The organism is Granulosicoccus sp. 3-233 (assembly GCF_052681095.1).
On the sequence record NZ_JBQYLE010000002.1, the window covers coordinates 272,103 to 288,996 of the forward strand.

The following is a 16,894-nucleotide window of genomic DNA, read 5'->3' on the forward strand; positions in this document are numbered from 1 at the left end:
TGTCATGCAATCTCTACTCATCGCCAACAGGGGCGAAATCGCCTGTCGCATCATTCGTACTGCCAGACGCTGCGGCTTGCGCACCATTGCGGTGTATTCGGATGTCGACGTCAATGCCCGGCATGTACTGCAGGCCGATACTGCTGTCTGCATCGGCGAGGCCGCGGCGGCCAGCAGCTATCTGGACATCGATCGTATCATCGAGGCGGCGCGCGCAACCGGAGCCGATGCCATTCACCCCGGTTATGGTTTCCTGTCGGAGAACCCCCGTTTCGTGGATGCCTGTGAGACAGCGGGTATCGTGTTCGTGGGCCCTGACAGTCAGGCCATGCGGGCGATGGGCTTGAAGGATGCCGCCAAGCGGCTGATGCAGGAGGCGGGTGTGCCGGTGGTACCCGGTTATCACGGAGAATCGCAGGAGCCCGATTTGCTGCGTCGCGAGGCGCTGGCAATCGGCTATCCGGTATTGATCAAGGCGCGAGCCGGTGGCGGTGGCAAGGGCATGCGGCGAGTGGATTCTGCCGAGGAATTCGATGCCGCCCTGGCTGCAGCACAGCGTGAATCCACTGCCAGCTTCGGTGATGCCCATGTGCTCATCGAAAAATATGTGGCCGCACCCAGGCATATCGAGGTGCAGGTGTTTGGTGATTCGCACGGGAATGTCGTGCATCTGTTCGAGCGGGACTGTTCCCTGCAGAGGCGTCACCAGAAAGTCATTGAAGAGGCACCGGCGCCGGGGATGACCGAAGAGGTCAGATCGGCCATGACCGATGCGGCCGTGCGGGCGGCGCGTGCCATCGACTATCGCGGAGCCGGCACCATCGAGTTCATAGTCGATGGCAGTCAAGGTTTGCAGACCGACGGTTTCTGGTTCATGGAAATGAACACGCGCCTGCAGGTGGAGCATCCGGTTACCGAGGCCATCACGGGGGTCGACCTTGTTGAATGGCAGCTGAGAGTGGCCGCAGGAGAGCTCTTGCCGATGACTCAGTCGGAGCTGCAGATCAGCGGACACAGCGTCGAGGCTCGTCTGTATGCAGAGAACCCGGCCAGTGGCTTCCTGCCGGCGACGGGTACCTTGCACCGGTTTCGTCCGGCGGAAACCGGCAGGGTGGACAGTGGTGTCGAGGAAGGCGATTCGGTTCTGCCTTATTACGACCCCTTGCTGGCAAAACTGATCAGCCACGCTGCTGATCGGCAAGCAGCCTTCGGGCAGCTGGCACAACAGCTGGCGGACACGGTGGTACTCGGTACCATCACCAACCGCGAATTCCTGTGGAAGCTGGTCAGTCACGAGCAGGTGCGCAGCGGTCGCTTCGACACATCTTTCATCGACACCGAGCTTGATGCGTTGTTGCACAGCGAAGGACAGATGCACGCATTGGCAGTGGCTGCCGTCGAGATGGCCGTGCCATGGATCGGCCTGACAGAGGACGCCGACAGTGTCGCGCAGCGACTGGGGCCCTGGCAGTTGTGGGGTGGGGCGCGGCGGCGCATTCGGCTACTGCTCGATGAGAGCCTGCAAACAGCCGAATTGCAGGCACTGCCGTCACAGGGGCATTCCGCTGGCTGGCAGGTTCGATTTCCGAATCTGGAAGAATTTCCCTCCAGCGGAATTTGCGTACAGGCGCTCAGTCCCGATCGCGTGAGTGTGGATGGCCGAAGCGTCTGTGTGCATGCCTGGCGCGTGACAGATCGCCTGTCGCTGCAGCTGGGAGGCACATCGGCTGAATTCCGGATACCGCAGGCAGGTGCAGATGCAGCGGTGGGCCCGGCCAGTGATGCGATTGTCTCGCCCATGCCGGGACGGGTAGTGGCCGTCAATTGTTCGGCAGGTGATCGCGTACTTGCCGGACAGTCATTGATTGTGGTGGAGGCCATGAAGATGGAGCAGGAACTGGCCTGCGAACGCGACGGCGTGATCGAGTCGATTGCGGTTCGTGCCGAGGACCAGATTGCGCAAGGGCAGGAGCTGTTGCGACTGGTCGCCGAGGAGGAGAGTACCGGAACATGACACCAGACGGGTAGTCGACAAACCGTCATTGGTCGCAGGGTGTTGCGCAGGCTGGCGCATGGCCGGTCAGGCATCACCCTTGCAGCACTGGCGGAGTGAGGAGTCTTGGCAGAACAGTGGCGATGATCACGCTGTGATGGTATGATTCCGACAATTGCTGGTAACGAACTCCCTGCGTGAATGCCTCGGCATTGACCACTAGTAGCGTTACTCAAGCCGGCAGGGGCTGTTTGCCTGCCGAGTCAGTCATCTAACAGGTTTACATAGAGGCTCCCCAGGGAGCCTTTTTCATTGGTCAGTATTCACAGTTCAGGCGGAATCTTCAGGCATGCAACGAGCCAGTACACAAGTAGTTGAAGTGGTCGAACCGGTCGTTACCGGGCTCGGGTACGAGCTTGTGGGCGCTGAATTCGGGCAGGCGGAAAATGGTGTGACCTTGCGTGTCTACATCGACAAGCCAGAAGGCATTGTCATGGAAGACTGTGCGGCGGTCAGCCGTCAGCTGAATGCGGTTCTGGATGTTGAAGATACCATCAAGAGTGCCTATCTACTGGAAGTTTCTTCCCCCGGAATCGATCGTCCATTGTTCACCGAGGCGCATTTCGCTGCGCAGATCGGTGAGACCGTCAAGGTGCGGCTGTCCGATGGCGTCGGTGGTAGACGCAACTTCAAGGGGGCGCTGGTAGCTGTTCAGGAGGGTGTGGCAACGGTCGAAGTCGATGGCATCGACTATGATCTCACCATCTCCGATGTCGAGCAGGCTCACATCATCGGGCGTTTGACATGATGAGTCCGGCTGTGAACAGGGCTTTCCAAAAGCTGGCACGAACGTTAATCAGGAGCGCATCTGTGTGTTCTTCCGTATTGAGGCTCAGTTGAGATGAGTAAAGATATCCTGCTCGTTGTTGACGCCGTTTCCAATGAGAAAGGCGTTGATGAAGGCATCATTTTCGAGGCGCTCGAAGCAGCGCTGGCATCGGCTACCCGCAAGCGTCATGGCGGTGATATCGAAGTGCGTGTTGCCATAGACCGGGCCACCGGTGACTACAAGACCTATCGTTGCTGGGAGGTTGTCGCCGACGATGCAGAGATGGAGTTTCCTCTGCGGCAAATCACCTTGTCTGCGGCGCAATATGATGCGCCCGAATTGGAAATCGGCGGTTTTGTCGAAGAGGAAATCGAGTCGGTCGACTTCGGCCGTATCGCTGCCCAGACAGCCAAGCAGGTCATTGTGCAGAAGGTGCGCGAGGCAGAGCGCGAGCGCGTGGTGGATGCCTATCGCAGCCGTGTCGGCGAACTGGTCATGGGTATCGTCAAGCGCCTCGAGCGCGGTGGTGTCTATCTGGACTTGGGAAGTAACGCCGAAGCCTATATATCCCGTGAGGACATGATTCCACGAGAAGCCGTTCGTCCGGGTGATCGTCTGCGAGGTTATCTTCGTGAGGTGCGCAGCGAGCCTCGTGGTCCACAGTTGTTTGTCACGCGCACAGCGCCGGAATTCCTGATCGAACTGTTCAAGCTGGAAGTACCGGAAGTCGGCCAGGGCGTCATCGTCATCAACGGTGCGGCTCGCGACCCCAGTGCACGCGCCAAGATTGCCGTGTCATCACTCGATCCGCGGCTGGACCCGGTGGGTGCCTGCGTCGGTATGCGTGGTTCACGGGTACAGACGGTATCCAACGAACTGGCAGGAGAACGGATCGATATCATTCTCCATAACGAGAATCCGGCCCAGTTCGTGATCAACGCCATGGCGCCAGCCGAAGTCAAGGGTATCGTGGTGGACGAAGACAAGGGCAGCATGGACATTGCCGTGGAAAGTGACAAACTGTCGCTGGCCATCGGTCGTGGCGGGCAGAATGTCCGCCTGGCCTCGGAGCTCACCGGCTGGACGCTGAATGTCATGGACGAGTCGGCAGCCGAGGAAAAGAGCGAAGAAGAATCCAAGGCGACACTGCAGGTGTTCGTCGATCAGCTGGATGTCGATGAGGAAGTGGCGCTGATACTGGTACAGGAAGGGTTCACGACCGTAGAGGAAGTGGCCTACGTACCACGAGAAGAGCTTCTCGATATCGACGAGTTCGAGGAAGAGATCGTTGACGAATTGCGAAGCCGCGCTCAGGATGCACTGCTGACCAAGGCGATCGCGACGGAAGAAAAGCTGGGTGGCAATACGCCATCAGCCGAGCTGGTCGCGATGGAAGGCATGAACGAAGAGCTGGCCCTGGAAATGGCCGCTCATGAGATTTTGACAATTGATGATCTGGCCGATCAGTCGGTCGACGACCTGATGGTTGTGCAGGGAATGGATGAAGAGCTTGCCGGCACCCTGATCATGAAAGCACGTGAGAGCTGGTTTGCCGATGCCGAGGCAGAAGAACAGGCAGCGGCAGAAGCAGGCAAGTAGTACCTCCCGGGCAACCGGTCGTACGGGGAACATACAAGAGAAGCTATGGCTGAAGTTACAGTAAAACAGCTCGCGCAAGTCGTTGGTACGCCAGTGGACAAGCTGCTGGTGCAGCTCGGTGATGCGGGTATCGCCAAGACGGGCGAAAACGACATGATCTCCGATTCGGAGAAGCTGACCCTGCTGACTCATCTGCGTGAATCTCGCGGGAGTTCGGCAGGTGGCGGCGCGAGCAAGAGAATCACGCTCAAGCGCAAGCGCGTCAGTGAGTTGAAGACCGATCCTTCGGGTCGCAAGAAGGTCAACGTCGAGGTGCGTGCTCGTCGGACCTACGTGCGGCCGGGCGGTGAAGAATCGGCTGATGAGACTGTGAGCAAGCCAAGCGCTGACGAAGTCATCGAATCTCCTGTGAATGAGTCGGTCAACGAGAGCGATGCGCCGGCTGTGGACACACCGGCAGCCGAGATCGAATCAGCAGCACGGAATGATGCAGATGCAGTTGCCGTGAGTGATGCTGGCGACGCCGAGGCCCCTGAGGCACCGGCTGAAGCCGAACCGGCGGCAGATGATACTGCTGCTGCGGCAGAAGAGCCGGCGGTCGAAGCGGACAAGCCGGCAGCTGCTGGCGATAGTGCAGCGGATGCGGCTGCAGCTGCCGAGCAGGTGGCAGCGCAGGTTGCTGCGCAGGCTGCCAAGGCGGCGAGTCAGGCCAGTGAGGCTGCGAGCAAGCCGAAATTGTCGGCTGCCGATGCAGCTGCCGATGCAGCTGCCGAGGCCGTCCGCCAGGCAGAAGCTCAGGCGGCAGCGGCAGTAGCCGCAGCAGCACAGGCGGAAGGCTCGGAATCAGCGCCATCTGCCAAGGTGCCCGAAGAGCAGCTTTCTCCGGCAGACAAGGCGCGCAAGGCACGCGAGGCCGCCAAGCGCCTTGAAGCCGAGACGGCTGCGCGAGCTGCTGCAGAGCGCATGGCTGAAAAGCAGGCAGCGGCGGCACGGCGTCAGGAAGCGGACGAAAACTCCAAGCGTGAACGTGAGCGCAAGGAGCAGGAACGTGTGGCTGCCGAGTTGCAGCGCCGTGCCGCGATGGAAGCCCAGCAGGCCGCCAGCAGCAATGATCGTGGCAATGCACGTGGCGCAGACAAGCCGAAAGGCAAGGGCCGTGGCAAGAGCAGCGGTGGTGGCGATACGCGTTATGGCCGCAACCAGCTGCATGTTGCCAAGGGAAAATCCGGTCGCCGCAAGGGTGGCAAGGGTGGGCGTCGAGCTCTGCCCAGTAACTTCGAGGCCAAGCATGCCTTCGAGCGGCCGACGACACCTGTCGTGCGTGACGTCGATGTGCCTGAAACCATCACGGTTGCCGAGCTGGCCAACAAGATGGCCGTCAAGGCTGCCGAGGTCATCAAGGCGATGATGACCATGGGCGTCATGGCCACCATCAACCAGCTTCTGGATCAGGATACGGCCATTCTGGTGGTCGAGGAGATGGGTCACAAAGCCAATCCGATGAGTGCGGATGACGTTGAAGCAGCTCTGGCAGCACTGGTTGCCGGTGAGCGCGACGGCGATGCCGTGCCGAGACCGCCGGTTGTCACGATCATGGGTCATGTCGATCACGGCAAGACTTCGCTGCTCGATTACATCCGACGTGCACGGGTTGCCTCTGGCGAAGCCGGTGGAATCACGCAGCACATTGGTGCCTACCAGACTCATACCGAGAACGGTGACATCACCTTCCTCGACACTCCGGGTCACGCCGCGTTTACCTCGATGCGGGCACGTGGTGCTCAGGCTACGGATATCGTGGTGCTGGTGGTGGCTGCCGACGATGGCGTCATGCCGCAGACGGTGGAAGGTATTCAACATGCGCGAGCGGCAAATGTGCCGTTGATCATCGCCATCAACAAGATGGACAAGGAAGGTGTTGATCCGGAGCGTGTGCGCAATGAACTGGCACAGCACGACGTCATTTCCGAGGAATGGGGCGGCGATACGCAGTTCGTACCTATCTCGGCACTGACCGGTCAAGGTGTGGACACTCTGCTGGAAGCGCTGATTCTGCAGGCAGAAGTGCTCGAACTGGAAGCGGTACCCGAGGGCAATGCTGCGGGTACGGTCATCGAAGCCTCATTGGACAAGGGCAAGGGGCCTGTTGCCACGATCCTGGTACAGGAAGGTACGCTCAAGCGTGGTGACAGCTTCATCTGCGGCCAGGTGACTGGTCGTGTTCGCGCCATGTTCGACGAAAACGGTCAGGCTGTTGAAGAAGCCGGTCCATCGACGCCCGTACAGGTGCTTGGTCTGTCAGCCACGCCGAATGCCGGTGACGAAATGCTGGTGGCAGCCGACGAGAAGAGCGCACGGGAACTGGCCGAGTTGCGCCATGGCAAGCAGCGTGATGCTCGACTGGCCGAACGTCGACCCGCTCGAATGGAAGATGTGTTCTCGCAGATCAAGGGCACCGTGCCGGTCGTCAATTTTGTCGTCAAGGCCGATGTGAAGGGGAGTTTCGAAGCCATTCGGGACGCACTCGAGAAGCTCAGCACCGACGAAGTCGAAGTCAGAGTCGTGGGTGGTGGCGTCGGTGGCATCAACGAGTCCGATGCAAATCTGGCTTCTGCCTCCAATGCCATTCTGGTCGGATTCAACGTACGCGCCGATGGTGCGGCCCGTCGAATCGTGCAGGAGCAGGAAACCGATCTGCGCTATTACAGCGTGATCTACGAGCTGATCGATCTGGCCAAGCAGCTGGCCGGTGGTCTGCTGGCGCCGGAAGTTCGCGAACGCATCATCGGCAACGCGGAAGTCGGAGAGGTATTCACCTCGCCCAAGTTCGGTCAGATTGCCGGTTGCATGGTGGTTGACGGGGTTGTGCGCAAGGACGAACCCATCCGGGTTCTGCGCGACAATGTCGTGATCTTCGAAGGCGAGCTGGAATCTCTGCGTCGCTTCAAGGATGACGTCAAGGAAGTGCGTATGGGTACCGAATGTGGTATCGGTGTGAAGAACTACACCGACGTCCGACCGGGTGACCTGATCGAGGTGTTCGAGCGTACCGAGGTAGCTCGTACACTGTGACCAGCGATTATCCAAGAAGCCACCGGGTTGCCGACTTCATCCAGCGTGAGCTGGCAGGTCTGATCCGGACCGAGTTGCGTGATCCGCGGATCTCGCCGATGCTGACACTGGCGTCGGTCGAGGTTTCGCGGGACCTCTCTGTGGCGAAAGTCTATTATTCCCTGCTGGACTCTGGTGAGCACAAGGAAACCCAGGAGGCACTGGAGCGTGCATCCGGCTTTCTGCGTCGTCAACTGGCGCGCCAGATGAATACCCGTTCCGTACCGCAGCTGCGTTTTTTCTATGATGACTCGGCTGAACGCGGTGCGATGATGTCGGCCCTGATTGCCGACGCTGTTGCCAGCAACACCACCGCTGACGATGAGTCCGGTGAAGGCACTGCTGACGAATCTCCGGCTGCCCGGGACTGATTCCTGAGCGGATGGCGGCCTGCTGCCGCCGTCCGCTTTCCTCCCCGTCGCTTCAATCGGACATACCATCTTGAGTCGTCGAAATCGCAAGGGCCGAGCGGTTCATGGCATTCTGTTGCTTGATAAACCCTCTGGCGGAAGCTCCAACCATGCCTTGCAACGAGCCAAGCGCCTGTTTGGAGCCAGAAAGGCCGGTCACACCGGCAGCCTGGACCCGCTGGCGACCGGCATGTTGCCGGTCTGCTTCGGCGAGGCAACCAAGCTCAGCGCCTTTCTGCTGGATGCCGACAAGGGCTATGAGACCACCATGCGACTGGGTGTCACCACCAATTCGGCCGATGCCGACGGGGAGGTGCTGGAGCAGCGTCCGGTTCCCGACTGGTTGACCCTCGAATCCTTTACGGAAATCTGTCATCGTTTTCGCGGTCCCCAGCAACAGGTTCCACCCATGGTGTCTGCCATCAAGATCGATGGTCAGCGGCTCTACAAGCTGGCGCGTGAAGGCAAGGAGGTGGACAGACCAGCGCGCTCGGTCGTCATTCACGATCTGCAAGTCCTGTCTTTTTCGGGAACAAGCGCACGACTCGCGGTACGTTGTTCGAAGGGGACTTATATTCGATCATTGGTGACCGATATAGGCGAAGCCATCGGTTGTGGGGCGCATGTCGCCCAATTGCGACGAACGTTCGTTTCCCCGTTTCAACGAGAGGCCATGACGAGTCTTGAGGTGCTGGAAAGGATGGCAGCGCCACAGAACGAATCCGACCGAGGGCAGGACACAGATCATCTGGCAGCCCTGGATGCACTGCTGTTGCCGCTGGATGCCGGACTGGCCCATTTACGTGGCGTCAGGCTGGACGAAGCCGGGCTGGCAACCTTCCAGCGTGGCCAGTCAGCACCATGCCGACGTCTTGAGGTCGACCCCACGTCGGACAGAGCTGCCGGTGCCATGTCATCGAGCGCCGCTGCAACATGCGATGTGAGTTCAGGTTCGACAGAGGGGCCTTCCGTCACGGGAGAGTCGGGAGAAGGCGCAGCAACGCTGCCGTGTCGAGTCTATGACGCCACCGGTCGACTGGCTGGACTGGGAGAATTGCATGAAACTGGCGAACTGGTTGCACCTCGCCGGGTCCTTCAATGGGACTGAAATGGTACAATATCGGGTTATCAGCCGTTTTTGACGGCGGATGAACAACACATACATCAAATCGTACTGGAGTATTACCTCAACATGTCTTGCCTAAGCGCTGAACAAAAAGCGGAAATCGTCAAAGAACACCAGACCGACTCTACGGACACAGGGTCACCAGAAGTACAAGTAGCATTGCTGTCTGCGCGAATTTCTCATCTGACTGAACACTTCAAGGAACACAAGCACGACCATCATTCGCGTCGTGGCCTGCTGAGAATGGTAAATCAGCGTCGTAAACTGCTCGATTACCTGCACCGCAAAGATGCCAGCCGTTACCAGAATCTGATCAAACGCCTGGGTCTGCGCCGCTAAGGGCGGCTCTCCAAAGGAGTCCATCCCATCAGCTGGCAGCATAACCATCTGGTGGCAGTGTAACGAGGCCTCGTGACCCGAGGCCGCTTACCTTCTCAGGAACACTTTGTGACCATACATTCAAAAACCTTTCAATTCGGTAGCGAGACCGTTACCTTGCAGACCGGCGAAATTGCCCGTCAGGCAAGTTGCGCGATCGTCGCCAGCATGGGCGATACCGTCGTGCTGGTGACTGCCGTTGGCCGGAAAGAGGCCAAGCCCGGTCAGAACTTCTTTCCCCTGACCATCAACTACCAGGAAAAGACTTACGCGGCGGGCAAGATCCCCGGTGGCTTTTTCAAGCGCGAAGGCCGCCCCAGCGAATCCGAAACCCTGATTTCGCGTCTCATCGATCGACCACTGCGTCCCTTGTTCCCCAAGGGGTTCATGAACGAGGTGCAGGTCATCGCAACCGTCATGTCTCTGGATCCCGAAATCAGTGCTGACATCCCGGCATTGCTGGGTGCCTCGGCTGCCCTGGCCTGCTCAGGAATGCCTTTTGCCGGTCCTATCGGTGCTGCCAAGGTGGGTTACATCGACGGTGAATACGTCCTGAACCCTTCCGTGTCACAAATGGAAGAATCGCAGCTGGATCTCGTGGTTGCCGGAACGGACTCAGCGGTTCTGATGGTGGAGTCCGAAGCCGATCAACTGTCCGAATCCGTGATGCTGGACGCGGTCATGTTCGGTCACGACCAGATGCAAACCGCCATTACCGCCATCAAGGCCCTGGCCGTCGATGTGAATGCCACTCCCTGGGAATGGCAGACACCGGAGGCCGATGCCACACTGGCACAGAAGGTTGATGAGGCCGCTCGAGCCGATCTCACCGCCGCCTACCAGGTCGCCGACAAGATGGCGCGCCAGGATGCCGTATCCGATGCCAAGGCAAAGGTCGTTGAAGCCCTGGCTGCTGCAGAGGGCGAAGAAGGTTACAGCGCCGGCGATGTGAAGGATGCGTTCAGCAAGCTGGAAAAATCCATCGTACGTTCTCGCATCATCGCGGGTGAGCCACGCATCGACGGTCGTACCACTGACACCGTTCGTCCCATTTCAGTTCACACCGGTATTCTGCCACGAACTCACGGTTCAGCCGTGTTCACTCGTGGTGAAACACAGGCGATCGTTGCTGCGACTCTGGGCACCACTCGTGACGCGCAGATCATCGACGCGCTGAGCGGCGAGACGCGCATGGCGTTCATGCTGCACTACAACTTTCCTCCGTACTCGGTGGGCGAAACCGGCTTTGTCGGTTCACCCAAGCGACGTGAGATCGGGCATGGCAAACTGGCCAAGCGTGGCGTTCAGGCGGTCATGCCTGACGAAGAGGATTTCCCGTACACCATCCGAGTTGTTTCGGAAATCACCGAGTCCAATGGTTCCAGCTCCATGGCATCGGTCTGTGGTACCTCTCTGGCTCTGATGGATGCGGGTGTTCCCTTGAAAGCACCGGTAGCCGGTATTGCCATGGGTCTCATCAAGGAAGACGACGGTTATGCCGTACTCTCCGACATCCTGGGTGATGAAGATCATCTGGGCGACATGGACTTCAAGGTGGCTGGTTCTGCCGATGGTGTCACTGCTTTGCAGATGGACATCAAGATTCAGGGCATCACTCGCGAGATCATGGAAAAGGCGCTGGAGCAGGCCAAAGGCGGTCGAATCTGGATTCTGGGTGAGATGGCCAAGGTTCTGGCAGAGCCACGTGGCGATCTGTCCGAGCATGCACCACGCTTCATCACCATCAAGATCAATCCCGAGAAGATCGCTGCTGTCATCGGTAAGGGGGGGGCCGTCATTCGTGCCTTGACTGAAGAGACCGGTGCAACCATCGATATCGGTGATGATGGCCTGATCAAGATCGCGTCCAGCGATCGTACAGCGGGTGAAGAAGCCCGTCGTCGTATCGAACTGATTACCGCTGACATCGAAGTGGGCACCATCTACGAAGGCCGTGTACAGAAGATCATGGACTTCGGTGCTTTCGTCAACATCCTGCCTGGCAAGGATGGTCTGGTACACATCTCTCAGATCTCTGACCAGCGTGTGCAGAACGTCGCTGACGAGCTGTCCGAAGGGCAGGTTGTCAAGGTCAAGGTTCTGGAAGTGGACAAGCAGGGCCGTATTCGCCTGAGCATGAAAGCCGTTGAAGAAGGCGAAGCTGTCAGCAGCTGAGTCTCGACAATGTGGCAAGCATCGCTTGCCACGAAGTGACTAGAGAGAAAGGGGGCTTCGAGCCTCCTTTTTTGTGGGCATGAATATCTGCGGAGGAGCATGGAGCTTCCTGTCATGAATTCTTGACAATACAACCATGGTGCAATGAATGCTCAGCCGCTTGCAGGCTCCTGTTGCAGATTCAAGTGGACTTTTCCGGTACGTGACAACTCCGTCGGGCACCTTCATGAGTAGGTAATATTTCCTACCTAGTATGCGCGGATCAACACTCCACAAATTCTGAAGATAGAGGTGATTCCCGCATGCAGTTGCCAAGATACAGATTCTCTGGCCTCTCCAGACTTGTAATATATGGATTGGCATCGCTAACCCTTTCCACATCTGCCGTCGCTGACACCTCTGTCGAGTTCTGGCACAGTTTCAGTAATTCGTCCGGTGAGACTCTCGAGAAAATCATCGAGAAATTCGAGGCAGAAAACCCGGACATACAAGTCGAGGCGAAAAACATTGGCAACTACAACGACATCGTTGCAAAGTTGCAGGCAGCCATACCGGCAAAACGTTATCCGGACGCTGTCATCCTGGAGGTGACTCGATACGGTCTGTTTGCTGATCGAGGTGTTCTGGAAGATCTCACCCCTTATCTGGAAAAAGACCCACTGAAGGATGAACTCTTCGAGTTCGCCCGAGAGGTTGGTGTTTACGAAGGGAAGAACTACATCGTTCCCTTCAACTCCTCGACGCCGGTGCTATACGTCAATAAAGGCATTCTGAGGTCGGCCGGAATGGAAACCGTGCCGGAGATGACAACCTGGGATCAGATTACCGACGTGGCCAGGACAGTCAGTGAAAAACTGCAAGCAGAGAACGTGAAGGGCATTGTAGCGCCAGGTCAGTTTGCTCGCTGGGGGCTCGTCATGGGGAACGACAGTGATCTGATTGATTCCAGAAGCGGTAATGTGCTCCTCGATTCACCTGCCACCATCGAGGCGTACCAGTGGATGTCCGATCTGGTACACACATGGCAATTGGCGTCCGCAGATGGTGTGACGGACGAAAGTGCCGGGAAAAACGCGTTCACGGCCGGAAAGGTTGCGCTCAATATCAACTCGACAGGCAACTATAGCGGACTGCTGGACGCATTGGGTGAAGATCTGCTTGTCTTGCCAATGCCGTGCAATGCTGTCTGTCGCGTTCCCATCGGAGGTGCCGGAATTGGCATTCTGGAAGGGGCTGATCAGGAGAAGAAAGACGCGGCCTACAAACTGGTAAGCTATCTTGCGTCGGCTGAGGCGAACGCGATCTGGTTTGCAGAAACCGGCTACATGCCGATCAATGCCAACACTGCCGACGTCGATGTGGCGGCAGATGCACTGGCCACACAACCCGGCATACGCGTTGCCATTGATCAGCTTGACTTCGCCAGAGGACGGCCGCGTCCTCCGGTTGTCACCTGGATGCGTTCCAGGGAATACGACATGTGGCAGGCGATGGCGCTGGGACAGCGTCCCGTTGAAGAGACACTGCAGGAGTTTGCGGAACTGACGCGCGCGGAAGCATCAAGAACCGAGTAATTCGACAGTCAGGTGCCGGGGGGCGATTCGTTCAGCCTGCCTGGCACTTTCTCTGATATTCGACTAACTCACAGATCTGCTATGCAACGCAAAATCACTCCGTATCTGCTGGTGCTTCCACTGACGTTATTTCTGGGAATCTTCACCTATTTCCCGATCCTGTCCAGTCTCGACCTGAGTTTTCGAGAGTGGGATTTCATGTCGTCAGATAAACCGTTTGTCGGCCTGGAAAACTATGCATTGCTGCTGTCCTCTCGTGATTTCTGGAATTCATTGAACGTGACCGCCATTTTCGCATTGGTCTCGGTGCCTTTGCGATTGTGTCTTGCTCTCATGATCTCGAGTTACCTGGTACGCGAAGGCATCGTCTCCCGCTTGTTGCGTGGAGCCTTGTTTCTTCCATCTGTCACTTCGGCTGTCTCCATTGCTGTGGTGTTCAGCTGGGTCTTCTCTACAGACTACGGCCTGGTCAATGGAATCCTCGCCGCAGTCGGCTTGCCCAGGGTGTCCTGGATGCAGGATCCTCAACTTGCCTTGGGTGTACTGATTGCAGTCAATACGTGGAAACAGCTGGGCTATGACGTTGTGATCTATATCGCGGCACTACAGGCTGTGCCCCGAGAGCTCTACGATGCTGCGGCTGTGGATGGAGGTCGGCGCTGGCATGTATTTCGACGTGTCACATTTCCCTTGGTGATGCCAACGACCTATTTCCTGCTGATCGTATCGGTAATCGAAGCCTTTCAGGTGTTTACCATCGTGGATGTGATGACGCGAGGAGGTCCGGCGGGAGCCACCGATGTGCTGGTGAACATGTTGTTCCGTATCGGTTTCTCACTGTTTGATGTTGGAACCGGGTCGGCACTGGCTGTACTTCTGTTCATTTTTCTCATCGTACTGGCTTTGGTCAAGGCGCATGTACTTGGAAGAAGGGTGCACTATGAGGCGTGAAAATCCGTTTCTGATTACACTGGCAGGTTTCGCAGGTCTTCTGTTCCTGTCCCCTGTGCTCTACAGCCTGTGGATGTCTTTCCAGAGTTCCCATGGTTTTTACACCGGCACCGTGCAATTCACCTTGAGCAATTATGTCAGGGCGGTCGGCCAGCATGACTTCTTTCGCTATCTACTCAACAGCATCATCGTCTCGGCTGCGGTAACGATTCTGGGTCTGCTTTTTGCAACCATGGCGGCCTTCACATTCGCCCGCTTCGAGTTTCGTGGGGGAAAGTTGCTGTTTGCGGCAACGGTCGCCACTTTGATGATCCCCAGTCATGTCACGCTGATCCCCAATTACCTCACGCTTGCCAGAGTCGGTTTGCTGGACACTTATTCAGGACTGATTCTTCCGGCCATCGCCAACGGGTTTGCAGCGTTCTTCCTGCGACAGTACATTCGGGGAATACCTCGCTCACTGGATGAGGCGGCGTATATGGACGGTGCAACACCGTTGCAGGTCTTGCGTCGCATCATCGTGCCGATATCCAGGCCAGCGATCTATTCGATGGGACTGTTCATATTTCTGGCCGAGTGGAACAACTACATCTGGCCGCTGGTTGCTGTCAATGATGATCAGCTCTACACCTTGCAGATCGGCCTGTCTCGACTCTACAAGCTCAATCCGGGTGAAGGTCTGATCGACTGGCCGCTCGTCATGGCCGCTTCGGTCATTACCATGCTGCCGGTCATTGCCGGATTCATGCTGGTAGAGCGGCATCTGGTGCGAGGTATCACCATGGGAGCTGTCAAATGAGGCGGCTGGTTTGCTGGCCTCTACTGCAAGGCTATTTCACGACAATTGAACCGACGACGGAGAAACTCACTGCATGACCAGAATAGCCTCACATCGTGGTGGAACGTTGGAGTTTGGTGACAGCACGCCACATGGTTTCCGACAGAGCGCCCTGCTGGCTCTTGAAGAGCTCGAATTCGATGTTCACCCAACATGCGATGGAGCGATCATGGTTCACCATGATCCGACACTTGATGGAACAACTGATCGTTCCGGCGCCATCGTTGAAATGAGCGAGGCTGAAGTGCGCAAGGCTGTCATCAACTATTCCGGAGGCGAACATCCTCTGTCACTACCGGAGTTGTGCACGATCTACGGAGATAGTCAGGTGGACTTCCGCTGTGAAATAAAGCCCGATGGAGACGGCTTCGCCTACCCTGACTTCGTGCCAAAGGTCATCGAGACGCTGCGCTCGCAGAACATGTTGCAACGTACGGTATTTTCTTCTTTTCTGATGGCTTCACTGGATGAGTTGGCGGTAGCCACCGAGCGACCCAGGTTGTGGCTGGTCAGCCCTGCGGTACTGCGTCAACTGGGGCAGGCTGCTCTCATCGAGCTCTGCCGTTCTCACGAGGTGCCCGAAATCGGAGTGCATGTGGATTCAGCGGATGCCGCACTGATGGCTCAGGTACAGGATGCAGGTCTGGAATTCGGTGTCTGGGCCGCTCATGATGCATCCCAACTCAACAAGGCTTTCGAGCTGGGTGTGAAGGTTCTGACTTGCGATCGCCCCAGCCTTGCGATCGAACTGCGCAGGCGATTTGCAGCAGACAAGCAGGAAGATGAGTAGAGCATGAGCGGTATAAGTCTGTCAGGTATTGAAAAATCCTATGCAGCTGGCCCCTGTGTGTTGCAGGGAGTCTCGCTGGATATACGCGATGGTGAGTTCGTGGTTATCGTCGGACCTTCGGGTTGTGGCAAGTCGACACTGCTGCGACTGATTGCGGGCCTCGAACAGATCGATCAGGGCGAGCTCAGAATTGGTGGAGTTCGTGCCAATGAACTGGCTCCTCAGGAACGCGACATTGCGATGATTTTTCAGAATTACGCTCTCTACCCTCACATGACGGTACGAGAGAATATCGCTTTCGGTCTGGAACTGCGCAAGATGCCAAAGGCTGAACGTAATGCCCGTACCGAGAAGGTTGCCCGCATGTTGCAGCTGGAGCCCTATCTTGAGCGCAAACCTGGTGCATTATCCGGAGGACAGCGGCAGCGAGTGGCCATGGGGAGAGCCCTTGCAAGGGATACAAGAACCTTTCTGATGGACGAACCCTTGTCGAATCTTGACAACGTCTTGCGCACGGAGATGCGTACCGAAATAAAGCAATTGCATCGGGAACTGGGTGCCACCGTCGTTTACGTGACCCATGATCAGACAGAAGCGCTGTCGCTTGCGGACAGAATTGCCGTCATGAAAGGAGGAGAGGTTCTGCAGTACGCCACCCCGGAACAGATCTATGACGACCCGGCAGACCGTTTCGTGGCAGGGTTTCTCGGATCGCCCGCCATGAACTTCGTCGATGCGGAAGCGCTGCAGGGTATTGGTCATGGTGGCATGGTTGCAGGGTTGCGCCCTGAAGCGCTTGACCTGACATCCGAGCAACAGTCCGGGTTGTCAATAGCCGGGCGTGTGGTCCTGTCCGAGATGGTTGGGGCCACGATGCTGCTGCATTGCGAGACTGCACTGGGACGCATGACAGCAACTGCGGTGCGTGACTGCCTGCCAACTGAGCACGAACAGGTCTGGTTGACCGTCGACGCGCAGCAGCTCATGTATTTCGATGCCGACAACGGCAAGAGAATCAGATCACAGGAATTGTCTGGCTGACGGTCTGGGTATCAGTGATCAGTGGCGACGCCTGCAGGATCCGGAAAATCGGGAGAGGAACATCGCTGGCAAGCCTGCC

The 16,894-nt window shown here is 57.5% G+C and carries 13 protein-coding genes; all 13 read left to right on the top strand.

Annotated features, from left to right (window positions below):
- Positions 1–4 precede the first annotated feature (4 nt).
- The 13 genes from ACUNV4_RS06170 to ACUNV4_RS06230 all read left to right on the top strand — a co-directional run bounded on the left by ACUNV4_RS06170 (position 5) and on the right by ACUNV4_RS06230 (position 16,815).
- Entirely contained in the window at positions 5–2,014 is a 2,010-nt protein-coding gene (locus tag ACUNV4_RS06170; RefSeq protein WP_430877627.1) for an acetyl/propionyl/methylcrotonyl-CoA carboxylase subunit alpha, read from the top strand.
- 328 nt (positions 2,015–2,342) lie between these two features.
- Positions 2,343–2,801, top strand: coding sequence for a ribosome maturation factor RimP (rimP, locus tag ACUNV4_RS06175; RefSeq protein ID WP_430877628.1), 459 nt, complete (start codon positions 2,343–2,345; stop codon positions 2,799–2,801).
- 93 nt (positions 2,802–2,894) lie between these two features.
- Positions 2,895–4,421, top strand: a complete 1,527-nt coding sequence (gene nusA, locus ACUNV4_RS06180) for a transcription termination factor NusA (RefSeq protein ID WP_430877629.1) — start codon at positions 2,895–2,897, stop codon at positions 4,419–4,421.
- A gap of 45 nt (positions 4,422–4,466) precedes the next feature.
- Complete coding sequence (gene infB, locus ACUNV4_RS06185; RefSeq protein ID WP_430877630.1) at positions 4,467–7,493, top strand: translation initiation factor IF-2; 3,027 nt, start codon at positions 4,467–4,469, stop codon at positions 7,491–7,493.
- Entirely contained in the window at positions 7,490–7,903 is a 414-nt protein-coding gene (rbfA, locus tag ACUNV4_RS06190; RefSeq protein WP_430877631.1) for a 30S ribosome-binding factor RbfA, read from the top strand. Before infB ends, rbfA begins: the two co-directional genes overlap by 4 nt.
- 70 nt (positions 7,904–7,973) lie before the next feature.
- A complete protein-coding gene (gene truB / locus ACUNV4_RS06195) occupies positions 7,974–9,050 on the top strand; it encodes a tRNA pseudouridine(55) synthase TruB (protein WP_430877632.1) in 1,077 nt (358 codons plus the stop codon).
- Positions 9,051–9,134: 84 nt separating this feature from the next.
- Complete coding sequence (gene rpsO, locus ACUNV4_RS06200) at positions 9,135–9,407, top strand: 30S ribosomal protein S15 (protein WP_430877633.1); 273 nt, start codon at positions 9,135–9,137, stop codon at positions 9,405–9,407.
- 108 nt (positions 9,408–9,515) lie between these two features.
- Positions 9,516–11,621 carry a polyribonucleotide nucleotidyltransferase gene (gene pnp, locus ACUNV4_RS06205; protein WP_430877634.1) on the top strand — a complete coding sequence of 702 codons (2,106 nt, stop codon included), beginning with the start codon at positions 9,516–9,518 and terminating at the stop codon, positions 11,619–11,621.
- A gap of 356 nt (positions 11,622–11,977) precedes the next feature.
- Positions 11,978–13,195, top strand: a complete 1,218-nt coding sequence (locus tag ACUNV4_RS06210; RefSeq protein ID WP_430877635.1) for an ABC transporter substrate-binding protein — start codon at positions 11,978–11,980, stop codon at positions 13,193–13,195.
- An 81-nt stretch (positions 13,196–13,276) separates the two neighbouring features.
- Positions 13,277–14,146 (top strand): carbohydrate ABC transporter permease, encoded by an 870-nt coding sequence (locus ACUNV4_RS06215; protein WP_430877636.1) that lies wholly within the window; start codon positions 13,277–13,279, stop codon positions 14,144–14,146.
- The gene (locus ACUNV4_RS06220; protein ID WP_430877637.1) at positions 14,136–14,945 is read left to right on the top strand and encodes a carbohydrate ABC transporter permease; all 810 of its coding nucleotides are present in this window, start codon (positions 14,136–14,138) and stop codon (positions 14,943–14,945) included. Before ACUNV4_RS06215 ends, ACUNV4_RS06220 begins: the two co-directional genes overlap by 11 nt.
- Before the next feature lie 73 nt (positions 14,946–15,018).
- On the top strand, positions 15,019–15,774 hold the full coding sequence (locus tag ACUNV4_RS06225; protein ID WP_430877638.1) for a glycerophosphodiester phosphodiesterase family protein: 756 nt from the start codon (positions 15,019–15,021) through the stop codon (positions 15,772–15,774).
- A 3-nt stretch (positions 15,775–15,777) separates the two neighbouring features.
- On the top strand, positions 15,778–16,815 hold the full coding sequence (locus ACUNV4_RS06230; RefSeq protein WP_430877639.1) for an ABC transporter ATP-binding protein: 1,038 nt from the start codon (positions 15,778–15,780) through the stop codon (positions 16,813–16,815).
- Positions 16,816–16,894 lie beyond the last annotated feature (79 nt).

What these genes read in the sequence shown, in the direction of transcription:
- ACUNV4_RS06170 (WP_430877627.1), top strand. Translation starts at nt 5, where the DNA reads ATGCAATCTCTACTCATCGCCAACAGGGGCGAAATCGCCTGTCGCATC.
- rimP (WP_430877628.1), top strand. Translation starts at nt 2,343, where the DNA reads ATGCAACGAGCCAGTACACAAGTAGTTGAAGTGGTCGAACCGGTCGTT.
- nusA (WP_430877629.1), top strand. Translation starts at nt 2,895, where the DNA reads ATGAGTAAAGATATCCTGCTCGTTGTTGACGCCGTTTCCAATGAGAAA.
- infB (WP_430877630.1), top strand. Translation starts at nt 4,467, where the DNA reads ATGGCTGAAGTTACAGTAAAACAGCTCGCGCAAGTCGTTGGTACGCCA.
- rpsO (WP_430877633.1), top strand. Translation starts at nt 9,135, where the DNA reads ATGTCTTGCCTAAGCGCTGAACAAAAAGCGGAAATCGTCAAAGAACAC.
- ACUNV4_RS06215 (WP_430877636.1), top strand. Translation starts at nt 13,277, where the DNA reads ATGCAACGCAAAATCACTCCGTATCTGCTGGTGCTTCCACTGACGTTA.
- ACUNV4_RS06220 (WP_430877637.1), top strand. Translation starts at nt 14,136, where the DNA reads ATGAGGCGTGAAAATCCGTTTCTGATTACACTGGCAGGTTTCGCAGGT.
- ACUNV4_RS06225 (WP_430877638.1), top strand. Translation starts at nt 15,019, where the DNA reads ATGACCAGAATAGCCTCACATCGTGGTGGAACGTTGGAGTTTGGTGAC.
- ACUNV4_RS06230 (WP_430877639.1), top strand. Translation starts at nt 15,778, where the DNA reads ATGAGCGGTATAAGTCTGTCAGGTATTGAAAAATCCTATGCAGCTGGC.